Source organism: Turicibacter faecis, from assembly GCF_037076425.1.
Classification (GTDB): Bacteria; Bacillota_I; Bacilli_A; order MOL361; family Turicibacteraceae; genus Turicibacter; species Turicibacter faecis.
Genome location: NZ_AP028127.1, coordinates 1,970,808 through 1,990,042, shown reverse-complemented (window position 1 = coordinate 1,990,042; position 19,235 = coordinate 1,970,808). Strand labels below are relative to the sequence as shown.

Sequence of the window (19,235 nt, the reverse complement as noted above, 5' to 3'; positions counted from 1 at the left end):
AATATAAAAATTGGTAAAATAGGAGTTATACTAAAACATCCGACGAATTTCACATATGAAAGATGATTACAGGATAGAGATTATGAAATAAAAAAAGGAGTGATGATATGAAGCATAAAAACGGGTTTCTACTGATTGGAAGCTTTTGTTTAGGTGCAGTGGTGACTTTGTTATTGTCATTGATTTTTCCAGAGAAGAAATCAGATTCTATTATCTCACCGTCTAATTATGGGGAGATTGCTTCAATTAATCAGGTATATGAGGCACTCAAATCCTATCATTATTTTTATGAGGGCGATAGTCAGGCGTTAATTGACGGAGCCATCTCAGGAATGATTAATGCCTTAGACGACCCACATTCAACTTATTTTACGATGACGGATTACGAAAATTTTGTGGAGCATTTAGAGGATACTTATTCAGGAATTGGGTGTGAGGTGACCACTGTCAATGGGTATACAATGATTGTTTCACCATTCCCTGATTCGCCGGCGGATGAGGCTGGAATATTAGCGAATGACTTAGTTGTTGAAGTGGATGGCGAAAATGTAGTGGGTCAAACGTTGCAGGAAGTCACGAATAAGATTAAAGGCCCTGTGAACTCAACAGTAACTTTGGGAATATCTCGCAATGATAATCCTGATTTAATTTATATTGAGGTAACGCGTAAGGCCATTGATCAAGAGACAGTTAAATCTGAGTTAATCACAGAAGAGGGTCAGGCAATTGGATATCTTCAAATTACAACATTCGGTGAAAATACAGCACAGGAATTTAAAACCGCAATTGAGGAATTAGAGGGGCAAGGGATGACAGGCCTCATTGTTGATTTAAGAAATAATTCCGGAGGATATTTAACGAGCGTGGTCGAGATGGTCGATTATATTTTACCGCCGGGTAAAGTGATTACAACGATTGAATCGCGAGATGGAAGTTCAGTGAGTTATGAAACGGAAAGTGAAGGTAAGAACTATCCGGTTGTTACCTTAATTAATGAGGGAAGCGCATCAGCCTCTGAAATCTTTTCTGCCGCGATGAAAGAAGCGGGTGGATATGAGGTAGTCGGAACAACATCATATGGAAAGGGAACTGTGCAGGTATCGATGCCACTTGATGATCATTCATCACTTAAGATTACGACCCAAGTATGGAAAACACCAGATAATAATTGGATTAATGAAAAAGGGGTAACCCCAACCGTTGAAGTTGAAGCACCTGAATTTTATAATTATTATCAAGTGTATCTCGAGAATGGAAAAGAGTTGGAGTTTGATCAAGTAAACCCGGCCATCGCAAATGCACAAAATATTTTAAATACGCTCGGTTATTCAGTTGACCGAACGGATGGATATTTTGATGATTCGACAGTATCAGCAGTGAAACAGTTTCAAAAGGATAATAATATAGCAGAAACAGGTATCATTGATAATAAGACGGCGAGTCAATTAACATTAGCCTTAAGAGATAAAATTAGAGATAAGGCATTTGATACACAATTTAAAAAGGCATTAGAAGTTTTACAGAATACTTAATAGAGAGGGGGAGACCCCTCTTTTTTATTTGGAAAGAGGAGAAATTGATTGTATTTAAATGTAAGGTCCATAGAATTACTTTAGTTCTTAGTTGAAAAAGGTGGTATAATGAGTTCATGCGAGGTGACTTTTTATGAAAAAGGGTAAGTTTGAAATTGTCTCAAAGTATTCGCCATCCGGCGATCAACCACAGGCAATTAAATCATTAGTAGAAAATATAGAGTCCGGTGTTAAGGAACAGGTTTTATTAGGTGCAACTGGGACAGGGAAAACATTTACAATTGCGAATGTCGTACAACAGGTAAATAAACCAACCCTTGTTTTGGCTCATAATAAGACGTTAGCCGGACAACTTTATAGTGAGTTAAAAGAGTTTTTTCCGAATAATGCAGTCGAATACTTTGTGAGTTACTATGATTATTATCAACCGGAGGCCTATGTTCCTTCATCGGATACGTTTATCGAAAAGGATGCCAAGACCAATGATGAAATTGATAAGCTACGTCACTCTGCAACAGCAGCGCTTTTAGAACGTAATGATGTTATTGTCGTTGCTTCAGTTTCATGTATTTACGGGATTGGGGACCCTGAAGAGTATAAAAAGATGATGGTATCTATTCGTGTAGGAATGGAGATGGAACGAAATGATTTGTTGAATGAATTAGTTCGAATCCAATATCAACGAAATGACATTGATTTTCACCGGGGAACATTTAGGGTTCGTGGCGATATTGTAGAAATTTTACCGATTGCAACTGAAAAGAATGCAATCCGAATAGAGTTTTTTGGGGAAGAAGTTGACCGTATTCGCGAAATTGATACGATAACAGGGGAAGTCTTAAGTGAACGTAAACATGTTGTCATCTTCCCAGCGTCACACTTCGTAACCGGAGAAGAGCGAATGAAGATTGCGTTAAAAAATATTGAAGAAGAACTTGAGCAACAAGTGAAGTATTTTGAATCAGAGGGTAAGTTACTCGAGGCTCAACGGATTGAGCAACGAACAAGATATGATTTAGAAATGATGGCTGAAATGGGATTCTGTTCAGGTGTGGAAAACTACTCGGGTCCATTGTCGTTACGTGAACGTGGAGCAACACCTTATTGTCTACTTGATTTTTTCCCTGAGGATTGGTTGTTAGTGGCCGATGAGTCGCACGTGACGTTGCCACAGGTAAGGGGAATGTACAATGGGGATCGCGCTCGTAAAGAGACGTTAGTTAATCACGGATTCCGATTGCCATCAGCGTTAGATAACCGCCCATTACAATTTAATGAGTTTGAGGATAAAATTCATCAGGCCATTTACGTATCGGCGACGCCGGGTGACTATGAACTGGCCCGCACGGATAAGGTTATTGAGCAAATTATTCGACCAACTGGATTATTGGATCCGGTTATTGAATTGCATCCAAGTCGAGGGCAAATCGATCATTTAGTCAGTGAAATTTATAAGCGTATAGAGAAAAACGAACGCGTTCTTGTGACGACGTTAACGATTAAGATGTCTGAAGAGTTAACAAATTATTTAAAAGAATTAGGAATTAAAGTGGCTTATTTACATTCAGAAATAAAAACACTTGAACGTATTGAAATTATTCGCGATTTACGTATTGGAACTTATGATGTGCTAGTTGGAATTAACCTTTTACGAGAGGGGCTTGACATTCCTGAAGTTTCTTTAGTTGCGATTTTAGATGCGGATAAAGAGGGATTTTTACGTAGTGACCGTTCCCTTATTCAAACAATTGGACGTGCTGCCCGTAACGCACAAGGACGTGTTATTTTATATGCAGATAAAATAACAGGGTCAATGCGACGCGCCATGGATGAGACAGCGCGACGTCGTGAGATTCAGGAAAAATACAACGAGGATCATGGTATTATTCCAATGACTGTCCATAAGGATGTTCGAGATCTTATTCGTGCAACAGAGGTTGTAGAAAAAGAGGCTAAATATGATACGAAGATGTCTCGTAAAGAAAAAGAAAAATTAATGAAAAAATTAGAGCGTGAAATGAAAGAAGCAGCGAAAGCACTTGATTTTGAAACAGCAGCAACGCTTCGAGATGCGATGTTAGAATTAAAAATTGAGTTAGGTTCATAATAAGTTTATCTGAGTGTTTAAGTGAGTTAAGGAGTGAGGTAAAAGTATGGAAAGTTTACGTGAATTATATAAAGTAGGGAATGGGCCATCTAGTTCTCATACAATGGGACCCGCACGAGCGGCAAAGGTGTTTATGAATCGTTATAAGGAAGCGGCGTCTTTTGAGGCCATTTTATACGGTAGTTTAGCTGCAACAGGTGAGGGTCATTTAACGGATTATATTATTATAAAAACGATGGAGCCTAAACCAGTTAAAATAACGTGGAAGCCAGAAGATTTTCGTCCCTTTCATCCGAATGCGATGAAGTTTATTGCGTATGATGAGAACGAGAAAGAATTAGGTTCATGGACTGTTTACTCAATTGGTGGGGGATCGATCATTGAAGAGGGTCAGGCTCGAGATGAAGTCCCAACTATTTATCCACATTCGAGCATGAATGAGGTGTTAGAAGTTTGTAGAAAAAATAATTGGACGTTATCAGATTATGTTTATCAATATGAACCAGACATTAAGGAGTATCTAGGAGAAATTCTTAAAATAATGCGTGAAACACTGATGAATGGTCTAGTTGCTGAGGGGACTTTGCCGGGGAAACTAAATTATCCACGTCGCGCGAAAAATTTTTATGAACAGGCAAAGGCAAATAAGGGAGAATTATCTATTTTAATTTATTCTTATGCATTGGCTGTCTCAGAGCAAAATGCATGTGGAGATGTTGTTGTAACGGCCCCAACGTGTGGAGCATCAGGTGTTATTCCAGGCGTTTTATTTGCCTTACAAGAAGAGGAAGGATATACGGATGAACAATTAATTGATGCATTAGCGGTTGCGGGACTGGTAGGAAATTTAATTAAAACAAATGCGTCTATCTCCGGGGCTGAGGTTGGATGCCAGGGGGAAGTAGGATCAGCTTGTTCAATGGCAGCGGCGGCGGTTGCCTTTCTAAAAGGTGCCTCTAATTTACATTGTGAATATGCAGCTGAGATTGGATTAGAACATCATTTAGGAATGACATGTGACCCTGTCTATGGGTATGTTCAAGTTCCATGCATTGAACGTAATGCGGTTGCGGCAAAGCGTGCCTATGATGCAGCTAAATATGCGATGTTAACCGATGGTTATCATACCATTACATTAGATCAAGTGATGCAAACGATGAAAGAGACAGGGCTTGATTTAATGGCGAAATATCGTGAAACGGCTCAGGGGGGACTAGCAAAACATTTTGCTGAATGTTAATCTGACTAGGTTTTACAGGATTTTAATGGTATAATAAAGAATATTTAAAATGAGTGAATAAACAGTAAAGGAAGTGACTGTATGGCAAAGGAAGAAGTTAAGGAACCGACTAAGGGACCCAAATTACCGAAAAAACGGGTAATACTTTATAGCTATATCGGTATTTTAGCAGTACTGACAGTTTTATTCGGATTTCATCTTTTAAAATATTTTTATTTAGATCCGTTATCCGTAGCGGGACGTCCGGTGTATGGGTACCGTACGGAAAATTTAGAGTCAATTAGCGACTCTGTTATAGCGGCTGCTGAGGAAAAAGGGGCGCAGCAATCAGGGGTTAATGAAGTAAAGGTAACTGTTCAAGGGCCCGTTGTTTACGTAAACGTTCAGGTAAATGATGGAGTAGATGTTGAGACTGCACGAGCGGCGGCAGAGGCAACAGCCACAAAAATGTTAGATGAGATTGGGGATAAATCACAGGAGTATTCATTTCAATTAGTCGTATCGACTGGAGATGTAAAAGCATTAACTGATGCCAACCGCGAGCAAGAATTGGAATATTATAAGCAACACCGATTAGATATCGTCGAACAAATCGTTGCTCATGCTGAAGAATATCCAACACAGGAAAACATCGACCGTGCTAAAAATAACATTAAAGTCATGCCAAAAGATTACAACAAGAAGACAGGTGAATATGAATACCGTTATAAAGAAGAAAAGGAAGCTTTTGATGCCCGCATTGAGGCGTTGACAGTTTTGACGGCGGAGGAAGAAGAAGCCTTAGGTGATATTCCTTATTTAGAAGTTGATCAGGCAATCAAACCAACGGAAATTTCCGATTATCCAAGTTGGGGAGCCTATGATAAAAATACGCAATCATTTGTATGGCAATAAATAGGGGGGGGAGACAATACGTCTCCCTCTTCTTATGACAACGAGAGGTATAGGTGATAGAAATGACGAAGAAGATAGTGCCGGTTCAAAAAAATGAGTACTATGATGTAAAGATTGAAAGTTTAACGCATGATGGATTAGGTGTAGCGCGTGTCGATGGATTTCCAGTGTTTGTCGCTAATGCACTTGTCGGTGAAGAAATCAATATGAAGGTGACATTAGTAAAAAAAACGTATGCCTTTGGCCGTGCAGTTGATTATTTTGTAACGAGCGGGGAACGTGTTAAACCAGAATGTGGAATATACAAGCAATGTGGTGGATGTCAAGTTCAACATTTAAGTTATGAAGGACAACTTAAAATGAAGCATGACACAGTGGTTAATCATTTAAAAAGAATAGGTCATATTGAAGATGCAAATGTATTACCGACAATCGGAATGCAAAATCCTAGTCGATACCGTAATAAGACGCAGGTTCCATTTGGGTATGCGGATGGAAAAGTGGTAGCGGGATTCTATCAAAAACGGAGCCATGAAATAATTAATATGCAGTCGTGTTTAATCCAAACAGATATCTCAGATCAAATTGTAGAAACAATGAGACAATTGTGTCAGGAATTAGAGATTGATCCGTATAATGAATCATTAAACCTTGGAGTTTTACGTCATGTTATTGTACGCGTAGGATTTAAAACGGAAGAAATCATGGTAACGCTCGTGACAAGAACGCATGAAATTCCAAATAGTGAGTTGCTTATTCAAAGGCTAGTGAGTAAATACCCTAAGATTAAAAGTATCGCTCAAAATGTGAATCCTAAAGTCACGAATGTTATTTTTGGAGACGAGACACGTATTTTATATGGGGAACCTTATATTTATGATGAAATGAATGGAATTCGTTTTGCTATTTCACCGCGTTCTTTTTATCAAGTCAATCCGATTCAAACGGAGACATTGTATTCAAAAGCTGTTGAATATGCCCAATTATCGGGGAATGAGATTGTCTTTGATGCATATTGTGGAATTGGTACAATTACCTTATTCTTAGCGCAGCATGCTAAACAGGTGTATGGTGTTGAAATTATTCCTGAGGCAATTGAAGATGCGAAAATGAATGCCCGGTTAAATGGTTTTGAAAATACCCAATTTGCTGTAGGAAAGTCTGAAGAAATTATTCCTGCATGGATTGAGAACGGGATTGTACCTGACGTTATCGTTGTTGACCCTCCACGTAAGGGGTGTGATCGATCATTATTAGATACAATGTTAGAGGCGGCCCCTGATCGTATTGTTTATGTATCTTGTGACTCCTCGACACTTGCTAGAGACTTGCGTGTTCTTATAGATGGAGGCTATAAATTGGAAGTTGTTCAACCCGTTGACATGTTCCCTCAGACAGCGCACATTGAGTGTGTAGCAAAATTAGTTAGAGCTTAATCATGTAAGGAAGGTAGAAAATATTCCTACGGTTAAAAAGAATTGATATCGTGCACTAAGTGTGTTAGCTTTTATAACACGTTTGGTGCATATTTTATGAGAGAGAAGATAATTTTAAAAAATATCAAAAAAATGTTTGACATTAAATGAGTGGAATGGTATTATAAATGAGTCGCTAAAAGGGCGATGGAAAAGAAAACAAAAAAAGTTAAAAAGTGTTTGACAAAAGAAGTTAAACCTGATAAAATAGAAAAGTCGCCAAGAGAGGCGGACACAAATTCTTACTAAAAAGATAAAAAACATTTGACAGAAAAAGTCGAATGTGGTAAGATAAAGAAGTCGCCAAGAGGCGAAAGAAGTTCTTTGAAAACTAAACAGAACGTCAAGAATCATTAAGCGAAAGAAATTTCGCAAGCTAAGGAAATAAAACTAATATGGAGAGTTTGATCCTGGCTCAGGATGAACGCTGGCGGCGTGCCTAATACATGCAAGTCGAGCGAACCACTTCGGTGGGAAGCGGCGAACGGGTGAGTAACACGTAGGTGATCTACCCATCAGACGGGGATAACGATTGGAAACGATCGCTAATACCGGATAGGACGAAAGTTTAAAGATGCTCCTGGCATCACTGATGGATGAGCCTGCGGCGCATTAGCTAGTTGGTGGGGTAAAGGCCTACCAAGGCGACGATGCGTAGCCGACCTGAGAGGGTGAACGGCCACACTGGGACTGAGACACGGCCCAGACTCCTACGGGAGGCAGCAGTAGGGAATCTTCGGCAATGGGCGAAAGCCTGACCGAGCAACGCCGCGTGAATGAAGAAGGCCTTCGGGTTGTAAAATTCTGTTATAAGGGAAGAAAGGTGATAGGAGGAAATGACTATCAATTGACGGTACCTTATGAGAAAGCCACGGCTAACTACGTGCCAGCAGCCGCGGTAATACGTAGGTGGCAAGCGTTATCCGGAATTATTGGGCGTAAAGAGCGCGCAGGTGGTTAATTAAGTCTGATGTGAAAGCCCACGGCTTAACCGTGGAGGGTCATTGGAAACTGGTTGACTTGAGTGCAGAAGAGGGAAGTGGAATTCCATGTGTAGCGGTGAAATGCGTAGAGATATGGAGGAACACCAGTGGCGAAGGCGGCTTCCTGGTCTGCAACTGACACTGAGGCGCGAAAGCGTGGGGAGCAAACAGGATTAGATACCCTGGTAGTCCACGCCGTAAACGATGAGTGCTAAGTGTTGGGGGTCGAACCTCAGTGCTGAAGTTAACGCATTAAGCACTCCGCCTGGGGAGTACGGTCGCAAGACTGAAACTCAAAGGAATTGACGGGGACCCGCACAAGCGGTGGAGCATGTGGTTTAATTCGAAGCAACGCGAAGAACCTTACCAGGTCTTGACATACCATTGACGCCTCTAGAGATAGAGGGTTTCCTTCGGGGACAATGGATACAGGTGGTGCATGGTTGTCGTCAGCTCGTGTCGTGAGATGTTGGGTTAAGTCCCGCAACGAGCGCAACCCCTGTCGTTAGTTGCCAGCAGTAAGATGGGGACTCTAACGAGACTGCCAGTGACAAACTGGAGGAAGGTGGGGATGACGTCAAATCATCATGCCCCTTATGACCTGGGCTACACACGTGCTACAATGGTTGGTACAAAGAGAAGCGAAGCGGTGACGTGGAGCAAACCTCATAAAGCCAATCTCAGTTCGGATTGTAGACTGCAACTCGCCTACATGAAGTTGGAATCGCTAGTAATCGCGAATCAGAATGTCGCGGTGAATACGTTCCCGGGTCTTGTACACACCGCCCGTCACACCACGAGAGTTTACAACACCCGAAGTCAGTGGCCTAACCGCAAGGAGGGAGCTGCCTAAGGTGGGGTAGATGATTGGGGTGAAGTCGTAACAAGGTATCCCTACCGGAAGGTGGGGATGGATCACCTCCTTTCTATGGAGAAAGAGACGTTCTGTTTAGTTTTGGGAGAATTTCGATTTTCCTGAGATTGATCTTTGAAAACTAGATATCTTCTGAAGAAGAAAAGTTAAGTAATAAAGGGCGCACGGAGGATGCCTAGGCACTAGGAGTCGAAGAAGGACGCGACAAACGGCGAAACGCCTCGGGGAGCTGTAAGTAAGCAAAGAGCCGGGGATATCCGAATGGGGAAACCCGCTAGTGGTCATACGCTAGCACCGTATGGTGAATCAATAGCCATAGAGGAGACAGACCCAGGGAACTGAAACATCTAAGTACCTGGAGGAAAAGAAAGAAACATCGATTCCCCAAGTAGCGGCGAGCGAACAGGGAGGAGCCCAAACCGGAGTAATCCGGGGTAGAAGGACCTTCAGAAATGACTGAACATGATAGCCGAATGGTCTGGGAAGGCCAACCGGAGGGGGTGAGAGTCCCGTAGGTGAAATTGTGTGAAGCAGGGAAGGGATCCTGAGTACGGCGGGACACGAGAAATCCCGTCGGAAGCAACGAGGACCATCTCGTAAGGCTAAATACTACCTAGTGACCGATAGTGAACCAGTACCGTGAGGGAAAGGTGAAAAGAACCCCGGAAGGGGAGTGAAAGAGAACCTGAAACCGTGTGCCTACAACTAGTCAGAGCCCGTTAAAGGGTGATGGCGTGCCTTTTGTAGAATGAACCGGCGAGTTACGATATCGTGCAAGGTTAAGTTGAAGAGACGGAGCCGAAGCGAAAGCGAGTCTGAATAGGGCGAGGAGTACGATGTTGTAGACCCGAAACCGTGTGAGCTAGCCATGAGCAGGCTGAAGGTCAGGTAACACTGACTGGAGGGCCGAACCAGGGCACGTTGAAAAGTGCTTGGATGACTTGTGGCTAGGGGTGAAATTCCAATCGAACACGGATATAGCTGGTTCTCTCCGAAATAGCTTTAGGGCTAGCCTCGATAAGAGTCTACTGGAGGTAGAGCACTGAATGGGTGACTGGCCCCACCTCGGGGTACTGATCTCAATCAAACTCCGAATGCCAGATAGATATGATCGGGAGTCAGACTGTGGGTGATAAGGTCCATGGTCAAAAGGGAAAGAGCCCAGACCGCCAGCTGAAGCCCCCAAGTGTCCGTTAAGTGGAAAAGGATGTGGAGATGCACAGACAACTAGGAGGTTGGCTTAGAAGCAGCCATCCTTTAAAGAGTGCGTAATAGCTCACTAGTCGAGTGACTCTGCGCCGAAAATGTACCGGGGCTAAACGGACCGCCGAAGCTGCGGATTGACACGAAGTGTCAGTGGTAGGAGAGCGTTCTAACAGCGGAGAAGCAGTACCGGAAGGAGCTGTGGAGCGGTTAGAAGTGAGAATGCCGGTGTGAGTAGCGAAAGATAGGTGAGAATCCTATCCATCGAAAGCCTAAGGTTTCCAGGGGAAGGCTCGTCCGCCCTGGGTAAGTCGGGACCTAAGGTGAGGCCGAAAGGCGTAGCCGATGGACAACAGGTAGAGATTCCTGTACCACTTAATAAACTGAAGGAGTGACGGAGAAGGCTAAGTTGAGCGTGTGAATGGATTCACGTGTAAGCAGTGAGGTGGTCATGTAGGCAAATCCGCATGGCGAAACATTGAGCTGTGATGCCGAAAGCCCGAAAGGGTGAAGTCAGCTGATGTCACGCTTCCAAGAAAAGCTTCTAGGGATAATTTATTAGGTGCCCGTACCGATAACCGACACAGGTAGGCGAGGAGAGAATCCTAAGATGAGCGAGAGAACTCTTGTTAAGGAACTCGGCAAAATGACCCCGTAACTTCGGGAGAAGGGGTGCTTGTGAAAGCAAGCCGCAGTGAAAATGCCCAGGCGACTGTTTATCAAAAACACAGGTCTCTGCTAAACCGCAAGGTGATGTATAGGGGCTGACGCCTGCCCGGTGCTGGAAGGTTAAGAGGAGAGGTTAGCGCAAGCGAAGCTTTGAATTGAAGCCCCAGTAAACGGTGGCCGTAACTATAACGGTCCTAAGGTAGCGAAATTCCTTGTCGGGTAAGTTCCGACCCGCACGAAAGGCGTAACGATCTGGGCGCTGTCTCAACAAGAGACTCGGTGAAATCATAGTACCTGTGAAGATGCAGGTTACCCGCGACAGGACGGAAAGACCCCGTGGAGCTTTACTGTAGCTTGATATTGAGCACTGGTGACACATGTACAGGATAGGTAGGAGACGAAGAGACCAGGACGCCAGTCTTGGAGGAGTCGCTGTTGGGATACTACCCTTGTGTTACTGGGGTTCTAACCCGTGGCCATGAGCTGGTCAGGGGACAGTGTCAGGTGGGCAGTTTGACTGGGGCGGTCGCCTCCCAAAGAGTAACGGAGGCGCCCAAAGGTTCCCTCAGAATGGTTGGAAATCATTCGAAGAGTGTAAAGGCAGAAGGGAGCTTGACTGCGAGACCAACAAGTCGAGCAGGGACGAAAGTCGGGCTTAGTGATCCGGCGGTACCGAATGGAAGGGCCGTCGCTCAACGGATAAAAGCTACCCCGGGGATAACAGGCTGATCTCCCCCAAGAGTTCACATCGACGGGGAGGTTTGGCACCTCGATGTCGGCTCATCGCATCCTGGGGCTGTAGTCGGTCCCAAGGGTTGGGCTGTTCGCCCATTAAAGCGGTACGCGAGCTGGGTTCAGAACGTCGTGAGACAGTTCGGTCCCTATCCGTCGTGGGCGTAGGAAATTTGAGAGGAGCTGTCCTTAGTACGAGAGGACCGGGATGGACACACCGCTGGTGTACCAGTTGTTCTGCCAGGAGCATAGCTGGGTAGCTACGTGTGGAAGGGATAAACGCTGAAAGCATCTAAGCGTGAAGCCCCCCTCAAGATGAGATTTCCCATTCGAAAGAAGTAAGATCCCTTGAAGACGACGAGGTAGATAGGTCAGGAGTGGAAGTTTGGTGACAGATGAAGCGGACTGATACTAATCGATCGAGGACTTAACTAAATAGGAAAGGCAAAAACGAGCGGTTATCACAGGCAGAAAGTGAAAAGAACTGAGGAATCACGAAGGTGATGAACAGTTATTGAACTTTACCACTGTGATGCGAGAGTTGCCGGACAAGAGGAAGTAAGCAGAAGATATCTAGTTTTGTGAGATTGATAAGATCTGACAGAAGGTCTAGTGATAAGGGCAAGGAGGGCACACCTGTTCCCATACCGAACACAGAAGTTAAGCTCCTTAGCGCCGAGGGTAGTACGCAAGTGCGAGAGTAGGACGTCGCTAGGCCATAAATAAATGCGGGTGTAGTTTAATGGTAGAACTTCAGCCTTCCAAGCTGACTGTGAGAGTTCGATTCTCTTCACCCGCTCCAAATAGCCAATTAACATCCTTCGGGGTGTTTTTTTTTTATTTATCGAGAATTAAAGGAAAGGCAACAACGGGCGGTTATCATAGGTGGAAAATGAAAAGAACTGAGGAATCACAAGGGTAATGAACAGTTATTGAACTTTACCACTGTGATGCGAGAGTTGCCAGACAAGAAAATGGATACGAACTCCTAATTCATAAGTGAATGGGAGTTTTTTTTAGTTTTAGTTTAAGGGATCTCCTTTAACTAAAGAGGGGATTCAATCAAAGAGTAGTAAGCATTAAATAAATCTAGATTTTTAAGGTCCTACACGGCATCATAGGGTACACAGGAAACAGGATATTTTTATTAACCTTGATCTCAAGGATTCAGAATTCAGATAGAATGTTTTCGTCATGGGAGGAATGATTTAGGATTGATTCTTATGCGGAGTCCTAGTATTGTCACAGGATTGAGTGATAGTTTAATTTAAGCGATTCATGATGGAAAAAAGATTTCGAGTGATTCATAGGTTCTTATCCTTTAATTATAATGAGCGGTAGTGATAGGGTTATATTTGTAGTACCTATCCGGATAATGGGTTATATCTGATTAAAAGGATTGAGATTTACACGCCTTTTGCCTCAACTACACCGTAATAGGTGAAAATTATAGGTGAATAAAAAAATAAAACAACTGAGGGGGAGTCAGTTGTTTTATGGAAGAGAAATGAAAAAGAAAGAGTTTATATAATTTATAAAACAGCAAGTTTTTACTTGCAACTTTATTATGGCTTTATTTTTACTGTTTATTCAATTGGCTTGAAATATTTTTAAGAAAAGAGATAGCGATAAATAATGAAGGTTGTTTTATCGTTGTTAAGTTTAGGTCGGCTTTTGATTAGAAACAATAGCGATCGTCCCATATGTTAAGTTTGCTAGTAACCTATATGAATAACAAAAAAAGTCCCAACTGAGGGGGGAGTCAGTTGGGAGAGAAAGGGGAGTATATAAAATAAGGAGTTTTGGAAGAGCAAGTTATAAAACTTACATCTATGTTATGGATAAAATTGTTATTTTTATACAACGAAAGCGACTTTTTTAAGAAAAGAGATAGCGATAAATAATGAAGGTTGTTTTATCGTTGTTAAGTTTAGGTCGGCTTTTGATTAGAAACAATAGCGATTGACCCATATGTTAAGTTTGCTAGTAACCTCTATGAATAACAAAAAAAGTCCCAACTGAGGGGGGAGTCAGTTGGGAGAGAAAGGGGAGTATATAAAATAAGGAGTTTTGGAAGAGCAAGTTATAAAACTTACATCTATGTTATGGATAAAATTGTTATTTTTATACAATGAAAGAATTTTTTTTCGGGTTAATTATAAAATTCTCTTTAAAGCGTGGTCCATCTAACTTGAGGGGGAAGGAGTTAAACTTTTTCATTGATGAAAGGGTGGACATTAAAAGGTTTCATCAGTTTTAATGAGATGCATTCCATTAGGAGGAGAGTTTCTCAGGGACGAGCGGTGACGAGCCTTTATATTTAAATGTTTTGTTGTCATTAATTCTGTGGTTTTGTCATATGATGTTATGAGCTTACGATAGGCTTGATGCTGATAGGAGAGAAGGAAGGAGGGGGAGCCTATGGATTTTGAATTTGTGAGAATGTATACACCCATGTATATGGAAGCAGCAAAATTGACATTCGGTATTGCTTGGATTGGAATTTTATTATCCATTGTTATTGGATTTGTTTGTTGTCTAATTTGTTACTACAATGTTCCGATCCTGAAACGGATAGTGGGCGTATATATTGAACTTTCAAGAAATACTCCTCTTTTAATTCAGCTATTTTTTTTATATTTTGGATTACCGAAGCTTGGCATCGTTTTAAATTCATCGGTATGTGGAATCATTGGGTTAACTTTTTTGGGGAGTAGTTATATGTCTGAGGCCTTTCGGAGCGGTTTAGAGGCAATACCTAAAGGACAGGTGGAATCAGGATTAAGTATTGGGCTGACGAAATGGCAGGTCCTTTGGTATGTGACGTTACCACAGGCAATCGCAGTTGCCCTTCCTGCATTTAGTGCGAATATTATATTTTTAATTAAGGAAACGTCAGTGTTTAGCGTGATTGCATTGGCCGACTTAATGTATGTTGCGAAAGGGTTAATCGGCTTATACTATAAAACGGATGAGGCGTTGCTCATGCTTGTCATAGCGTATCTGATTTTATTATTACCTATTTCTTTGATACTTGCTTTTATAGAAAGGAAGGTGCGATATGCAGGAGTTAGGGATTAATATTTTATTCGAGGGAAGGAATTTTATCCGGTTATTAGAAGGATTAGGCGTCACGATTCAAGTCTCTTTAATTTCAGTGTGCCTTTCAATTATATTAGGACTCTTAATGGGAATGGTGATGAGGTTACAAAATCGAGTGGTGCAATTTATGTGTCGGGTCTATTTAGAAACAGTTCGCATTGTTCCACAATTAGTCCTCTTATTTTTAGTTTACTTCGGATTGAGTAAATCGTTAGGAATTAATTTATCAGGCTTTTGGGCATCCGTCCTTGTCTTTTCCTTTTGGGGAGTTGCAGAAATGGGCGATCTAGTACGAGGGGCGTTAGAATCGATACCTAAGCATCAATATGAAACTGCGGCAGCCTTAGCTTTAAATAAATGGCAAATTTATGTCTATGTCATTCTTCCACAAACGATGCGGCGTCTTCTGCCACAGACAATCAATTTAGTGACACGCATGATTAAAACGACATCGCTTATCGTATTAATTGGGGTCGTGGAAGTCGTAAAAGTTGGACAGCAAATCATTGAGTCTGCCCGCCTAACGACGCCGAGTGCTCCCCTTTGGATTTATGGCGTTATTTTTTTACTCTATTTTTTAATTTGTTATCCCATCTCGAAGTGGGCGACACACCTTGAAAAACGTTGGAATGGTTAAGGAGGGGATTTAAATGGAGAAACCCATATTACAAATGTCAGAAGTGACGAAGAAGTATGGCGATCACACTGTGTTAAGTCAGCTTTCTCTTTCGGTTAATCCGGGAGAGGTCGTCGTTGTTTTGGGACCATCAGGCTGTGGAAAAAGTACGTTACTTCGTTGTATCAATGGATTAGAAGATATTCAGGCAGGAAAAATTTTGCTTGAAGGTGAACAAATTAGTCATCAAAAAGGGGATCTTTCCCGGGTGCGGCAAAAGATTGGGATGGTCTTTCAAAGCTATGAGCTTTTTCCACACATGAATGTTTTACAAAACATTATCCTCGGTCCTGTAAAAGCTCAAAAGCGTCCTAAAAGGGAGGTGGTTGAAGAAGCTTTACAGTTGCTTGAACGCGTAGGGTTACTTCATAAAAAGGATGCTTATCCGGGGGAATTATCAGGTGGGCAAAAACAACGGGTCGCCATTGTACGTGCGCTTTGTATGCAACCGAAAATTTTATTATTTGATGAGGTGACGGCGGCGCTTGATCCGGAAATGGTTCGTGAGGTTTTGGATGTCATGTTATCGTTGGCGAAAGAGGGAAGCACGATGGTCATTGTGACACATGAGATGCAGTTTGCACGGGCTATTGCTCATCGAATTGTTTTTATGGACGAAGGGCAAATCATTGAGGAAAATGATCCGGAGAGTTTCTTTACTTGTCCTAAAACGGAACGTGTCAAACAGTTTTTAAATCTGTTTACGTTTGAATCAGAGGGGGATGGAAAATGAAAAAGCGAATATTAGGCATTTTAAGTCTTGTTTTTTGTCTCGGTCTTATGGCAGCTTGTGGAAAGGATGATTCCCATGTTCGTTCATTAAGCGAAATTAAAGAGAGTGGAAAAGTAGTCATAGGGGTCTTTAGTGATAAAAAACCATTCGGTTACGTGGATGCCAATGGGGATTATCAAGGATATGATGTTTACTTTGGAAACCGATTAGCTAAGGACTTAGGGGTTGAGGTTGAATATGTACCTGTTGAGGCGGCTAGTCGTGTAGAATATTTATTATCAAACAAAGTAGATATTATTTTAGCGAACTTCACGGTAACAGAAGAACGCGCCGAAAAGGTAAACTTTACGCTCCCTTATATGAAGGTGGCACTAGGTGTTGTTTCTCCTGATCGTGCACTGATTACAGATGTATCGCAACTCGCTAACAAAACGCTCATTGTAAGTAAGGGAACAACGGCGGAGACGTATTTTACACAAAATCATCCAGAAGTTAATTTGTTGAAGTTTGATCAGTATACGGAAGCGTATGGGGCTTTATTAGATGGGCGCGGGGATGCACTTTCGACGGATAATACGGAGGTTCTAGCTTGGGCGCTTGAAAATGAGGGCTTTAGTGTCGGAGTGGAGAGTTTAGGTAATATTGATACGATTGCAGCGGCGGTGAATAAAGATAATAAAGAGTTGCTAGATTGGATCAATGATGAGATTAAGGCGTTAGGTGAGGAACAATTTTTCCATGAGGCGTATGAACAGACGTTAGCGCCTGTTTATGGGGAAGCAGCTGATGTGGATAATCTTGTTATTGAAGGTGGGGTATTAGAGGATTAAATAGAAGTGGACGTTTTTGCGGATATGAAATCGTTTCTTTTAATAGAAAGAATAAGAAAATCTCTTCGAAAGAAGGGATTTTTTGTTTAAATAGAACAGGTAGCCACAGAAAGCGAAATATGTTAGAATATGTAGAGTAACAGGAGAGGATAAGGGGAGAATGGGATGATTGTTCGAATTGGTATTTGTGATGATGAAGCACGTGTCCGTTTAAAGACGCGACAGTTAGTTGAAAAATATTTAAAAATGTATGAGTTAACCTATGAGATTTATGAGTTTTCATCAGGTGAAGAGTTATTAGCCTCTTATCCACAATCTTTAGATGTGTTGTTATTGGATATTACCATGGGGCAATTAAATGGGATTGAAACAGCGAAGGAAATTCGTTCGTTTGATTCAACCGTGGATATTATTTTTTTAACGTCGTTGATGGAGTTTATGCAGGAGGGGTACGTCGTTCGTGCCTATCGCTATTTGCTAAAGCCATTGGACGATAAAAAAGTGTTGAAGCATGTGATGTCGTGTATTGAGGAGCGATTGTTAAGGCAGGATGCCCATTTACTTATTCAGAATCGGGGAGTCTTTTATCGAATTGATATTCCATCAATTTTATATATTGAGACGAAAAAGCCTGGGGTTTTGATTCATACGTCGAATCGCACGTATGAGATTCGAATGAGTTTATCGGAACTTGAGCGAAGGCTAAGTGGCTATCCGTTTTTTAGAAGTCATAAAAGTTACTTCATTCACTTAGTACATGTTGATCGGTTACTTTCGAATGCGGTTCGCATTCAACAAGAGGAGGTTCCTGTGAGTAAACATCGGATACGCGATTTAAAACTATCTATGTTAAAATTATTAGGAGATCAATGATGATGAGTCAAGAAACATTGTGGCGGATAATAGATTACGTAACGATTGGGATGGATTGGGGCTTTTTCTTAATAGCGGCCAACTTCCTGGGACATGCGACGGTCCCTTTCAAAAGGAATATAAAACTTTTTATGCTCGTATTTTTAGTCATGGGGCTTATTGATATTGTGTCCATCGATCCCAATACGCGGGTGGTGGGGATGATTGTTGCGAGCATCTTTGTGTTTAAAGGGGTGTACAAAGGTTCTTTAAAAAATAGTTTCATCGTAGCGGTGTTATTTTATTTAGCTCTTATGGCGTATGAGTTAATTTCAGTCATTGTGCTAGTTGTGTTTTATCATTTAGAAGATATGACCTTAGTGATTGGTACTCCTGTATTTCGAGGACAGGCCATGATTGTTTCGAAATCGCTTATGATTCTGAGTTTAATTGTTTTGCACAAGGGTAAACCGTCCTTTAATTTTAAATTAAAAGAAAGTTTTTTAATCGGGATTCCGGTAACGGCTACATTAGTAAGTTTATTTGCGATTTATGGTTATAACTTTACACGCCCAGCAGATGAGCGATATAGTCTAATGGGACTGATGTTGATTACCGTATTGATGCTTTTCTCTATTGGGTCCTTATTTTTTATTATCAATATGATTATAAGAAATGAGAAGCAACGGTCTGAAGTGGAACTCATCAATAAACTGATGCAAACGAGTTATCAACAATATGATCGGATGGAGGAAGCTCATCAACGCTTACGTCATGTGTACCATGATTTGCACAACCATCTCCTTTGTCTAAAGCACTTGCCGACGATAGAAGAGATGCAGGCATATATTAGCGAGTTGGAGGGGCAAGTCAAGGAATTTGAAACGTTTCGATATACAGGAAATAAAGCACTTGATATTATTTTAAGTGAAAAACTCCACCTGTGTCGGGCATACGGAATTGAATTTGATGACCAAATTAATATTAGTCAGTTAGATTTTATGTCAGATGTTGAAATTTGTGCCTTGTTTGCGAATTCGCTCGACAATGCCATCGAGGCCTGTCAACGGATGGGGGATCGAGAAGAGAAGTATATCGATATGATGTGTAAAGTTATGAATGGCTTTATGGTATTTAAATTAGTGAATTCTAAGGTAAATGAGATTAAAATGGTTGGCAATCGCCTTCAAACAACGAAGACCGATCGTGAGGAACACGGGATTGGTCTTTCAAGTATTCAATACATTGTAGATAAATATGGAGGAGAGATGGTAATCAATCACTCAGAGAATGAATTTCATTTGAGTATTTTAATTGCCATCCCGGAATAGGG

11 protein-coding genes, 1 tRNA gene and 3 rRNA genes are annotated in these 19,235 nt (G+C 41.6%); all 15 read left to right on the top strand.

Annotation, left to right across the window (positions count from 1 at the left end):
- Positions 1 to 107: 107 nt before the first annotated feature.
- Entirely contained in the window at positions 108 to 1,532 is a 1,425-nt protein-coding gene (locus tag AACH31_RS09670; protein WP_161832608.1) for a S41 family peptidase, read from the top strand.
- A gap of 133 nt (positions 1,533 to 1,665) precedes the next feature.
- Complete coding sequence (uvrB, locus tag AACH31_RS09665) at positions 1,666 to 3,639, top strand: excinuclease ABC subunit UvrB (RefSeq protein WP_161832607.1); 1,974 nt, start codon at positions 1,666 to 1,668, stop codon at positions 3,637 to 3,639.
- Between the two features lie 46 nt (positions 3,640 to 3,685).
- Positions 3,686 to 4,879 carry an L-serine ammonia-lyase gene (locus AACH31_RS09660; RefSeq protein ID WP_161832606.1) on the top strand — a complete coding sequence of 398 codons (1,194 nt, stop codon included), beginning with the start codon at positions 3,686 to 3,688 and terminating at the stop codon, positions 4,877 to 4,879.
- Between the two features lie 81 nt (positions 4,880 to 4,960).
- On the top strand, positions 4,961 to 5,773 hold the full coding sequence (locus tag AACH31_RS09655) for a hypothetical protein (RefSeq protein WP_161832605.1): 813 nt from the start codon (positions 4,961 to 4,963) through the stop codon (positions 5,771 to 5,773).
- 62 nt (positions 5,774 to 5,835) lie between these two features.
- Positions 5,836 to 7,209, top strand: a complete 1,374-nt coding sequence (rlmD, locus tag AACH31_RS09650) for a 23S rRNA (uracil(1939)-C(5))-methyltransferase RlmD (RefSeq protein ID WP_262951080.1) — start codon at positions 5,836 to 5,838, stop codon at positions 7,207 to 7,209.
- A gap of 431 nt (positions 7,210 to 7,640) precedes the next feature.
- Positions 7,641 to 9,157, top strand: a 16S ribosomal RNA gene (locus tag AACH31_RS09645).
- 92 nt (positions 9,158 to 9,249) lie between these two features.
- Positions 9,250 to 12,144, top strand: a 23S ribosomal RNA gene (locus AACH31_RS09640).
- A gap of 173 nt (positions 12,145 to 12,317) precedes the next feature.
- Positions 12,318 to 12,426, top strand: a 5S ribosomal RNA gene (gene rrf, locus AACH31_RS09635).
- Together the 16S, 23S and 5S rRNA genes with 1 tRNA gene alongside form the textbook arrangement of a ribosomal RNA operon.
- Positions 12,427 to 12,437: 11 nt before the next feature.
- Positions 12,438 to 12,511: transfer RNA gene (locus AACH31_RS09630), tRNA-Gly, on the top strand.
- 1,619 nt (positions 12,512 to 14,130) lie between these two features.
- Positions 14,131 to 14,790: an amino acid ABC transporter permease gene (locus AACH31_RS09625; protein ID WP_161831021.1), complete on the top strand. Its 660-nt coding sequence runs from the start codon at positions 14,131 to 14,133 to the stop codon at positions 14,788 to 14,790.
- A complete protein-coding gene (locus AACH31_RS09620) occupies positions 14,771 to 15,448 on the top strand; it encodes an amino acid ABC transporter permease (protein WP_161831022.1) in 678 nt (225 codons plus the stop codon). The genes AACH31_RS09625 and AACH31_RS09620 overlap by 20 nt, the downstream gene beginning before the upstream one ends.
- A 34-nt stretch (positions 15,449 to 15,482) precedes the next feature.
- Positions 15,483 to 16,220 (top strand): amino acid ABC transporter ATP-binding protein, encoded by a 738-nt coding sequence (locus tag AACH31_RS09615; protein WP_432766973.1) that lies wholly within the window; start codon positions 15,483 to 15,485, stop codon positions 16,218 to 16,220.
- A complete protein-coding gene (locus AACH31_RS09610; protein ID WP_320101440.1) occupies positions 16,217 to 17,050 on the top strand; it encodes a cysteine ABC transporter substrate-binding protein in 834 nt (277 codons plus the stop codon). Before AACH31_RS09615 ends, AACH31_RS09610 begins: the two co-directional genes overlap by 4 nt.
- Positions 17,051 to 17,215: 165 nt before the next feature.
- Positions 17,216 to 17,923 carry a LytR/AlgR family response regulator transcription factor gene (locus AACH31_RS09605; protein ID WP_161831025.1) on the top strand — a complete coding sequence of 236 codons (708 nt, stop codon included), beginning with the start codon at positions 17,216 to 17,218 and terminating at the stop codon, positions 17,921 to 17,923.
- A 2-nt stretch (positions 17,924 to 17,925) separates the two neighbouring features.
- Complete coding sequence (locus tag AACH31_RS09600; protein ID WP_338617526.1) at positions 17,926 to 19,233, top strand: ATP-binding protein; 1,308 nt, start codon at positions 17,926 to 17,928, stop codon at positions 19,231 to 19,233.
- The last annotated feature ends 2 nt before the right edge of the window (positions 19,234 to 19,235 follow it).

What these genes read in the sequence shown, in the direction of transcription:
- AACH31_RS09620 (WP_161831022.1), top strand. Translation starts at nt 14,771, where the DNA reads ATGCAGGAGTTAGGGATTAATATTTTATTCGAGGGAAGGAATTTTATC.
- AACH31_RS09610 (WP_320101440.1), top strand. Translation starts at nt 16,217, where the DNA reads ATGAAAAAGCGAATATTAGGCATTTTAAGTCTTGTTTTTTGTCTCGGT.
- AACH31_RS09660 (WP_161832606.1), top strand. Translation starts at nt 3,686, where the DNA reads ATGGAAAGTTTACGTGAATTATATAAAGTAGGGAATGGGCCATCTAGT.
- uvrB (WP_161832607.1), top strand. Translation starts at nt 1,666, where the DNA reads ATGAAAAAGGGTAAGTTTGAAATTGTCTCAAAGTATTCGCCATCCGGC.
- AACH31_RS09670 (WP_161832608.1), top strand. Translation starts at nt 108, where the DNA reads ATGAAGCATAAAAACGGGTTTCTACTGATTGGAAGCTTTTGTTTAGGT.
- AACH31_RS09600 (WP_338617526.1), top strand. Translation starts at nt 17,926, where the DNA reads ATGAGTCAAGAAACATTGTGGCGGATAATAGATTACGTAACGATTGGG.
- AACH31_RS09615 (WP_432766973.1), top strand. Translation starts at nt 15,483, where the DNA reads ATGTCAGAAGTGACGAAGAAGTATGGCGATCACACTGTGTTAAGTCAG.
- AACH31_RS09605 (WP_161831025.1), top strand. Translation starts at nt 17,216, where the DNA reads ATGATTGTTCGAATTGGTATTTGTGATGATGAAGCACGTGTCCGTTTA.
- rlmD (WP_262951080.1), top strand. Translation starts at nt 5,836, where the DNA reads ATGACGAAGAAGATAGTGCCGGTTCAAAAAAATGAGTACTATGATGTA.
- AACH31_RS09655 (WP_161832605.1), top strand. Translation starts at nt 4,961, where the DNA reads ATGGCAAAGGAAGAAGTTAAGGAACCGACTAAGGGACCCAAATTACCG.
- AACH31_RS09625 (WP_161831021.1), top strand. Translation starts at nt 14,131, where the DNA reads ATGGATTTTGAATTTGTGAGAATGTATACACCCATGTATATGGAAGCA.